We start from the raw sequence: 6,660 nt of genomic DNA, 5'->3' as shown, positions 1-6,660 counted from the left end.
CCGGTATTTAACTGCTTTTATGCAAAAGTCTCACACTGACTTAGATTATTTCAATTCTCAACGATGAGAATAGAAAAATAAGCCACGATCCTAGTTGCCTTTAGTTTAAATACAGAATTAAATCATTAAAGTTTAAACTAAATAATTATCATCTTGATGGTATTATTATCCCATCTTCAACATGGATAATAAAATCCACGCCCTAGGTATTGGCCATCTAGCACTTGTAAACTAACCCTGATGTAAGTTCTCCACAGCCCAATATCGTATTAAGCTTAGCAACACCTTCTGAACAATCTAGCAAAAGCGCGATGTACTCCAAAACTAGGCGATTAGTGTGTTGATGGCAATACAGCCATGAAAACATAAAATAAATTTGAAGCAGCAGACTTTAACATCGTTAGCTTTAATGACTTACTGCTTAGTAAGCGTCTGATTGTGCAAACTGATGGAAGATTAGCAATAGTCAGCGATAACAGTTCAGTCTATACCACAGAAGACATTAACGCATAACGAACAGATATAAGCACCTGCAATCGCATTCAAACATTACGAGGACAGAGAAAACAAGGGCAAAGGTATGAGGTATGAGCATTGATTCTTCACCGCCCCATGAAGAAGTACTAAAGTTTCTGAGCACTCAGAAATTTTATGCTGAGGATCTACCGGACTGGTCTTTCTCTAATGACGCTAGCGAAACTTACGAATTATCGTTTGGTCTACTTGATAAGTACAGCTTGGAACGCACAAAATTCATCGTAGAATTATTGATACAATACTCACCAAAGACAAAGAAAAGACTATTTAAATTCACTTTGTTAAAGGTAGAATATAAAAACAAGGGTACTACTCGCTATTACCAATTAGAAACCAAAAGCTTTAAAAATATTAAAAAGAGTTTTGGGCATAATCTGCCGCATGAACATATAGGACGCAATCCCGAGGGGCGCGTGAATGGCTCGTTGGATTGGCTTGATTGGGATTTTGAACAAGCATTTTCCCATTTTTGCTTGCGGGTACGTATTGACTTTGACAAGAGACCACGAGCCCCAGAAACATTTGAGTTATAAGGGCATACTATGATTTGTAAAAGCTTTGCTGAAATGACAGGTTTTGAATGCCAACCCTTAAACGAAGCAGGCACGGTGGCTTACGTTGCTACGCCATTTACTTTTGAGGACGGAGACACGCTCCCGCTTTATGTTGAGAAAATAGCCAACAGTCACATACGATTTTTTGATGATGGAGAGCTTGCTCTGCATTTTCTGGGTAGAGGATTAAGCGGAGCTAAGAAAAACATAACATATAGTTTTTTAAGCGCCATTGCCTCCAAAAACAACTTAACTTTTGAGAAGAATATTTTAGAAAAAACATCTTCAATCGCTGAGGCTTCAATCGGCTTTGCAAGCTACCTAAGCGCCCTTTTAGATATAATCACATGGGAAAAAGAAAACATAAATGTTGATCTTAATATTATCGAGACAATTAAATAGCCCTAAAAGCATGGCGACTTAAATAACCACTTTTCAGCCACTCAAGCCGCAAGCCTATCGTACGACGGGCGTGACATAGGGGTCTGCTATAATAAGCCCTGAGCCTAGCAGCCGCCTTACAATCAACCCATTCCTCACAATCTTTAATGCCCACTCGTATACCATTGTTTAATGATTTTTCCAGCTATCTGAAGCTGTTCCGATTAGCACTGCCTATTATTCTGGCAAATGCTTCGGTACCCTTGCTGGGACTGGTTGATACCGCCGTGATCGGGCAAACGGGTCAAACAGCCGATCTGGCGGCGATTGCTTTAGCCTAGCTAATTTTCAGCTTTGTTTACTGGGCTTTCAGCTTTTTGCGCATCGGCACGACAGGCTTTATTTCCCAAGCCGTGGGTGCAAATAACGACGATGAATTGCTGACCGTGGTATTTAGAACCCTGATGCTAGGCACCGTTATCGGCTTGGCACTCATCATACTACAGCAGCCCATCCGCAGCATAGCCAGCTATTTTTTATCCGCCAGCCCCGAAGTTAATGCCTTAGTCAAAGACTATTTCATCATTCGCATTTGGGGTGCGCCCGCCACTTTGATCACCTTTGCGCTGATGGGGATTTTTATTGGTCTCGGTTGGACCAAGCAAATTCTTGTGATTCAACTGCTTTTGAATGGCTTGAATATGCTTTTAAACGTGTTCTTTGTGGTGTTTTTAGCGATGGGTGTTAAGGGCATTGCGCTTGGCACCTTAATTGCCGAATGGGTGACGCTTGGTTACGGTCTGCTTTTAATTATCAAAAAGCTCGATATACTTCCCCTGCGCTCACATTATCAAAGACTCTCGGCACAAATTTTTGATAGCACTAAAATTAAGGCTTTATTTCTAGTAAATAGCGATATTATGATTCGCACCTTGGCGCTACTTGCCGGTTTTGGCTGGTTCGCCCGTCAAGGAGCGAGTTTCGGTGATGCCACCTTGGCTGCCAATCATATTCTGCTGCAGTTTATTTCCATGGCAACCTATTTTTTAGATGGTTTTGCTAATGTCACTGAAATGCAGGTCGGTCAAGCCTATGGCGCAAAAAAAAGACAGCGCTTTTTGCGAGCGGTCATCGATAACAGCGCCATAGCTGCCTTTAGCTCCCTGCTACTCGCGTTATTACTGCTTTTCTGCGGTCAATTTTTTATCCAAGCCCTAACGCCGGATGCCGAATTGCAAAGCATCGCCAATCAACATAAAGTCTTTGCTGCTGGCTATATTTTTATCGCCTTTGCAACCTTTCAGCTAGACGGTATTTTTGTCGGTGTGACGGATAGTAAAGCCATGCGCAATTCCACCGTCATCGCCTTTCTAAGCATGCTATTAAGCGGTTATTTACTTATCGGCCCGCTTGCTAATAACGGTCTCTGGCTCGCCTTGATTATATTTGTGATTGTGCGCGGTCTAGTGCTATTACGTTACTATCCGAGAATAGTCAATCAAACAAAGTGGCAAGACTAAAAGGATGTTTTACATAAGTTGATCCTGTTATAATTAAGTTATAACGACTAGTTAACAACATAAGGAGTTAAGTATGAAGGGTTTAAAAGGTCATCCAGAGATCATTGACTACATGAACAAGTTATTAGCCGGTGAATTAGCGGCACGTGATCAGTATTTTATCCATTCACGCATGTATGCTGAGTGGGGTTATAACAAGTTATTTGAGCGCATCGATCATGAAATGGATGATGAAACAGGTCACGCACATGACTTTATTCGTCGTATTTTGATGCTTGGTGGCACCCCTGTGTCAGCACCTTCAGAAGTTAACATCGGCTCGGATGTGGTGCAGATGCTAAAAAATGACTTAAAACTCGAGTTAGAGGTTCAGGCTAATCTTAAAAAAGGCATTGTGCTTTGTGAAAAGCACCAAGACTATGTGACTCGTCAAATGCTGGTTGAGCAGTTAAAAGACACTGAAGAGGATCATGCACATTGGCTTGAGCAGCAGTTAAACCTCATTGACCATATGGGTCTTAAAAACTACTTACAGAGCCAAGTTTAATAAGGAGCTTGTATGAAAGGCGATCGTCAGGTTATACAGGCTTTAAATAAAACGCTACGAGTGTATTTAACCTCAATTAACCAGTACTTTTTGCATGGTCGCATGCATAAAAACTGGGGCTTTGATGCCTTAGGCAAGCATATCTACAAGGAATCCATTGCTGATATGAAGTTTGCCGACGACATCATTGAACGCATTTTACTGCTAGAGGGTCTGCCAAACTTACAGGATCTCGGTAAGCTTTACATTGGTGAAAGTCCGGTTGAAACCCTTAGCTGCGACATCAAAACCGAAGAGCTTAAGGATGAGGTGCTGATGGAGTCGATCAAGCTAGCTGAGGAGTTAGAGGACTTCGTGACGCGTGATCTTTTAGAAAAGCTAAAAACGCATAATGAAGACCACTGGGACTGGCTACAGATGGAGCTTGAGCTGATCGAGGAGCTTGGCACAGAAAACTATCTACAAACCGTGGTAGAAAGAACGCCTGAATAGCGTATTTAAAGCCAACACAAAAATAGCCGAGATAAAATTCTTATCTCGGCTATTTTACTGCTTACAAACTGAAATCTAACTAGAGTTTAACTGTCTCGCTCAAATCACTCACTTCCACTGAACGTAGCTGAGGGTTTTTAAGATAGGAACTCGCTACCTCAGCACAGCAGCCACAGCAGGTCGCTACACCTAATTCCGCCTGCAAGTCACTGAATGAGTTTACTGTGCCTGCTGCCACACTCTCCTGAATCTGGCGATCTGTAATGGCATTACAAAGACAAACGTACATAAAGTCTCCCCCTGAAACAGTACTATACTGCTGATGCTTCTATGCTTGCGGCCTATCACTAACAACTAAATCAAAAGCTACTGCAAATAGAAGATCGACTCAGATTAAAATATATCATTGTGTTCATCATTAAAACTATACATAATGATAACTGTTCTCATTATCAAACTCAAGTACTACCGGTCTTTTTTACAACAAATGAGTGACACTACTTATTGAGACATACAATCGCTCTTCACTCTCACTGATAAGCCAAAAGCCATCAAAAATGCTAGCATATAGCATAGTAACTGAGCAATTTATAGTCATGAGTCAAAGCAATCAAAATCACGATGATGCTATCCGCTTTCAAGGTCGCTTTTGGATTGAGCGCCATCATGGTACCTTTTTAGGCCCTGGTCGGATTGAGCTGTTGGAACAAATCGAATCAGGTCGTTCCATTGCCGAAGCCGCTCGACAACTTGGCATGGGCTACAAAACAGCCTGGGATATGCTAAATGCGATTAATACCCTCGCGGATGAACCGGTGGTGATTAGTATTAAGGGTGGTCGACGAGGTGGCGGTTCTCGCATCACTGACTATGGTAAAAAGTTGATTGCATTTTATCGTCACATTGAAAGTGAATACCAGGCGATGCTGATATCCCTAGAGCAGCGCTACGCTAATATTAATGATTTTGCCGTTGAGCCAAGTCCACGCTTGCAACTTCGTACCAGTGCTAGAAATCAGCTATCGTGTAGTATCCAAGCCCTAGAAAAACGGGGACATCGTATTATGGTGCGCTTAAATCTGGGCGCAGCGCAAGAAATTCAGGCCATGATTACCCAAAAAAGCATTGATGAAATGAAGCTTTCTGTAGGTCAACAAGTCTTTGCGCTAATTAAAGCACCCATGATCTCGCTCAGTCAAGACAGTACAGAGGCCTTAGAGGGCGTACTAGAGGCAGTTGATCGAGATGAGGCAGGCGGGGCTGAACTACTAATTCATCTTAAAAGCGGTCAAACCATCGCTGCCATGATTGATGATGCATCCCAAGCCCCAGAATGCGGCGCAACCGTTTACGCCGCCTTTGATCCTAAGCAGGTGATTATTGCCACCTTTTAATCAGTTGATGGCTGTTTAGGCCTTGGTGCCAACAATCACGTGTGAGGCCTTGATAATAGCTGTCGCCTTAACACCGGGTGCTAAGCCTAAATTATCCACACTTTGATTGGTCACAATGGTCGTAATCACCATGCCCGGCGCAACTTCAAGTGCTACCTCAGCATTCACTGCGCCCTTATTTAATTCGGTCACGGTACCGGTTAATTGATTACGCGTTGAAAGCTTAACACCTTCTAAGTCTGTTGCTAGAATCACCGACGAAGCCTTAACTAAAGCAAAGGCTTTAGCACCCTCAGTGAGGCCTAAATGCGCCGTACTTTCTTTAGTGATAATGGCTGTGATTAAAGCACCATTAGCAATTTCGAGTGTCACCTCGTCATTAACTGAACCGGTGGTGATGGATTTAACGGTGCCTTCAAATTGATTACGTGCGCTGGTTTTCATACACTCTCCTAAAGCTTAAAACTATCAAAATCTCTTTGGCAGGCGTCCATAATTTGTTGCCAAGCGTGCTCTTTGCCAAGCTTCGCTTGCATCTGACGGAAAGGCAGACGCTCGCTAATGACGCCTCGCCCAAAGAGAATTATATGATCAGCCAATGCCTTGATATCCTCTAAATCATGGGTAATCATCAGCATCGGCACATTAAATCGCTCCTGTATTTGAGCTAATTCCTCGCGCATTCTAACACGCAACATCACATCAAGCGCTGACAGCGGTTCATCTAATAATAACAGATCTGGCTCGGTTAATAAGGCTCTTCCCAACGCCACGCGCTGACGCTGCCCACCAGATAATTGACTCGGCAAACTGTAGGCCAAATCGGCTATACCTAAAGTCTCCAGCATGGTCATGGTTTTTTCTTTAGCGGCTGCGCCAAGCGGCAAAGGCCAGTGACGCAGGGAGTAAGCGGTATTTTCCAAGACATTCATGTGGGGGAAAAGTGCGTAATCCTGAAACACAATACCAATACGTCGTCGATGCGGTGGCACAAAAATATTTTTTTCGCTATCAAATAGCACTCGATCAGCGAGTTTTATAAAGCCTTTGCTCGGTCGAATCACTCCAGCAATCACCTGCAATGTTACGCTTTTACCGCAACCCGAGGGGCCAAAAACCACCGTACGATCCGTGGCTGTCTCAAACTCCACCGACATAGGGAATTCACGCTTATTTCTGCCCGATTTTTGCTTAAGATTGAGCTCAAACTTAACGCTTAAATGCATCGTTCTAGT

Annotated in this window: 10 protein-coding genes; 7 read left to right on the top strand and 3 right to left on the bottom strand. The window is 43.0% G+C overall.

Going from position 1 to position 6,660, the window contains the following annotated elements:
• The first annotated feature begins 587 nt into the window (after positions 1-587).
• From HMPREF3179_RS00785 to bfr (HMPREF3179_RS00765), 6 genes are all read left to right on the top strand, one after another.
• Positions 588-1,070: a hypothetical protein gene (locus tag HMPREF3179_RS00785; protein ID WP_070469285.1), complete on the top strand. Its 483-nt coding sequence runs from the start codon at positions 588-590 to the stop codon at positions 1,068-1,070.
• 33 nt (positions 1,071-1,103) lie between these two features.
• Positions 1,104-1,493, top strand: coding sequence for a DUF1828 domain-containing protein (locus HMPREF3179_RS00780; protein ID WP_168160337.1), 390 nt, complete (start codon positions 1,104-1,106; stop codon positions 1,491-1,493).
• Between the two features lie 146 nt (positions 1,494-1,639).
• Positions 1,640-1,813 carry a hypothetical protein gene (locus tag HMPREF3179_RS12440; RefSeq protein ID WP_246824320.1) on the top strand — a complete coding sequence of 58 codons (174 nt, stop codon included), beginning with the start codon at positions 1,640-1,642 and terminating at the stop codon, positions 1,811-1,813.
• A 3-nt stretch (positions 1,814-1,816) separates the two neighbouring features.
• Complete coding sequence (locus tag HMPREF3179_RS00775) at positions 1,817-2,992, top strand: MATE family efflux transporter (RefSeq protein WP_256388745.1); 1,176 nt, start codon at positions 1,817-1,819, stop codon at positions 2,990-2,992.
• A gap of 73 nt (positions 2,993-3,065) precedes the next feature.
• A complete protein-coding gene (bfr, locus tag HMPREF3179_RS00770) occupies positions 3,066-3,539 on the top strand; it encodes a bacterioferritin (RefSeq protein ID WP_036559518.1) in 474 nt (157 codons plus the stop codon).
• A gap of 12 nt (positions 3,540-3,551) precedes the next feature.
• A complete protein-coding gene (gene bfr / locus HMPREF3179_RS00765; RefSeq protein ID WP_018027006.1) occupies positions 3,552-4,031 on the top strand; it encodes a bacterioferritin in 480 nt (159 codons plus the stop codon).
• Positions 4,032-4,110: 79 nt separating this feature from the next.
• Here bfr (HMPREF3179_RS00765) and HMPREF3179_RS11780 read toward each other — a convergent pair whose 3' ends face one another.
• A complete protein-coding gene (locus HMPREF3179_RS11780; protein ID WP_081606603.1) occupies positions 4,111-4,320 on the bottom strand; it encodes a (2Fe-2S)-binding protein in 210 nt (69 codons plus the stop codon).
• A 307-nt stretch (positions 4,321-4,627) separates the two neighbouring features.
• On the opposite strand from HMPREF3179_RS11780, the gene HMPREF3179_RS00760 reads away from it, so the two are divergent.
• Positions 4,628-5,425, top strand: a complete 798-nt coding sequence (locus tag HMPREF3179_RS00760) for a TOBE domain-containing protein (RefSeq protein ID WP_018027005.1) — start codon at positions 4,628-4,630, stop codon at positions 5,423-5,425.
• 15 nt (positions 5,426-5,440) lie between these two features.
• Here the strand turns inward: HMPREF3179_RS00760 and HMPREF3179_RS00755 are convergent, their stop codons facing one another.
• Both HMPREF3179_RS00755 and HMPREF3179_RS00750 read right to left on the bottom strand, forming a co-directional pair.
• Positions 5,441-5,869 (bottom strand): TOBE domain-containing protein, encoded by a 429-nt coding sequence (locus HMPREF3179_RS00755; RefSeq protein ID WP_036559515.1) that lies wholly within the window; start codon positions 5,867-5,869, stop codon positions 5,441-5,443.
• Positions 5,870-5,877: 8 nt separating this feature from the next.
• Positions 5,878-6,651, bottom strand: a complete 774-nt coding sequence (locus HMPREF3179_RS00750) for an ABC transporter ATP-binding protein (RefSeq protein WP_070469283.1) — start codon at positions 6,649-6,651, stop codon at positions 5,878-5,880.
• Positions 6,652-6,660: the final 9 nt, after the last annotated feature.

The sequence above is a fragment of the Oligella sp. HMSC09E12 genome (assembly GCF_001808505.1).
In the GTDB taxonomy this organism is placed as follows: Bacteria; Pseudomonadota; Gammaproteobacteria; order Burkholderiales; family Burkholderiaceae_B; genus Oligella; species Oligella urethralis.
This window is presented reverse-complemented; position numbering and strand designations above follow the sequence as displayed.